The sequence below is a fragment of the Polynucleobacter sp. 39-46-10 genome, from assembly GCF_002282275.1.
The window spans coordinates 1-1,900 of sequence record NZ_NCJB01000397.1; the positions used below are offsets into that span (position 1 = coordinate 1).

Sequence of the window (1,900 nt, forward strand, 5' to 3'; positions counted from 1 at the left end):
AGTAATAAGATTGGCCTGATAGAGCTCTTTTAGATGGAAGCTAAGCGTTGCATTCGGAATACCCAACATCTCATGAATTTGTGATGGCATTAAACCTGTATCGCCCTTTTGCACAATGAGGCGGTAAACGTTTAAGCGTGACTCCTGCCCTAGGGCAACGAATGCTTGTATTGCTTCAATATTTTTCAGAATTCGATAATAATAGAAATATATTACAAATTAATGACTACGGGGCAAGAAAACCATAGCGCCTCATCACTTGCTTGGACTTAGGCTCTTGTAGGTAGAGATAGAACTCTTTAGCACTTGGTGCAGAGTTTTTAATCAAAGCCATCTTTTGTTTCAGCGGCTTATGAAGGTTATCCGGTATCAGCACAGAAGAGGATTGAGCTTGAATTTGTGGCGAGGAAGCTAGAGATAAGGCGGAGATCGCAAAATCAGCCGACCCAGTTAAAGCAAACATCGTTGCTTGAGAAATATTTTCTCCAAATACCAGCTTGGGCTGAGCCAAATCCCAGACCCCGATACTTATAAGGTATTGTTTTGCCGCTCTGCCATAAGGGGCGTGATCTGGATTGGCTATAGCAATCTTCTTAGCCGCTTGAATTGCTTTCATTAGGGCGTCTTTGTCAGTGCCGAGCTGCATTGAGCCACCTTTTTTCTGCAAGAGAACGATTCTGCCGATTGCATACAGAGTTCCATCATCAACTGTTAAACCATGTTTAGATAAGTCGTCTATATAAGCCTCATCAGCAGACATCAGCAAGCTAAATGGTGCGCCATTTTTGGTTTGTTGCCACAGCACACCTGATGAGCCGAATACCAGTTTTACGTCTTGCCCTTTATCAGTCTTATAGTTGGCAGCAATTTCTTCGACAGCAAACTTGAGATCTGAGGCAGCAGCTACTGTTGGCGCAGTTTGAGCAATAGAGGTCGAGATAAAGAGAGTCAAAAATCCCAACAGGAAGCTTTTAGCTATGCTCATTCAATTTCTCCAATGCTCGCTATTCTTGTAGTGTAACGATTTCTTGCTAATGCTTATTAACCCTTACTAACCGCCACCCTTGAGTTTACGTAAAGCATCTGCCATAGCGTTATTCATTGGGGGCGCAGATCTTCTATCTTCCTGCGGTCTTCTAGCTTCTGGAGTTCTTGGGGTTCCAGGTCGATTTGCCCTTTGCTCAGGCTTTGCGCCTACCGACACTTTAGGGGCTTCATCAGATAGTCGCATCGTCAAAGCAATCCGCTTACGCTTTTCATCAACCTCAAGCACTTTGACCTTCACAACCTGACCTGCTTTAACTACGGTATGTGGATCTTTAACAAAGGTATTGGCTAATGCAGAGATATGTACCAGACCATCTTGATGAACACCAATATCCACAAATGCTCCAAAGGCTGCAACGTTAGTTACGACCCCTTCCAGGATCATGTCCGCTTTGAGGTCGCTGATTTTTTCTACGCCATCTTTAAATATGGCGGTGGTGAACTCAGGCCTCGGATCACGACCCGGCTTTTCCAACTCCTTGATGATGTCTGTGACCGTAGGTACTCCAAACTTCTCATCGGCATACTTTTCTGGACTGAGTCCTTTCAAAATAGTTGCGTCACCAATCACTTCTTTAACGCCCTTCTTGATATCTTTGAGTATTTTCTCAACCAAGGGATAGGATTCTGGATGGACTGCTGATGCATCTAATGGATCTTTACCATTCATGATTCGCAAGAAACCTGCTGCCTGCTCAAATGTCTTGTCACCTAATCGTGGCACACTCCGCAAATCTGCCCGAGTCTGAAAGGCGCCGTTGCTATCCCGATAAGAAACAATACCTTCGGCAACCGTGCTACTCAAACCTGAAACCCTTGCCAGCAAAGGCGCTGATGCCGTATTGACATCTAC

3 protein-coding genes are annotated in these 1,900 nt (G+C 44.7%); all 3 read right to left on the reverse strand.

Annotation, left to right across the window (positions count from 1 at the left end; genetic code table 11):
- Positions 1 to 213: helix-turn-helix domain-containing protein (locus B7X71_RS16070; protein ID WP_363927231.1), on the reverse strand; the 213-nt coding region annotated here is incomplete at its 3' end.
- A gap of 13 nt (positions 214 to 226) precedes the next feature.
- Complete coding sequence (modA, locus tag B7X71_RS16075) at positions 227 to 985, reverse strand: molybdate ABC transporter substrate-binding protein (RefSeq protein ID WP_293601470.1); 759 nt, start codon at positions 983 to 985, stop codon at positions 227 to 229.
- 66 nt (positions 986 to 1,051) lie between these two features.
- Positions 1,052 to 1,900: helix-hairpin-helix domain-containing protein (locus B7X71_RS16080; protein ID WP_293601471.1), on the reverse strand; the 849-nt coding region annotated here is incomplete at its 5' end.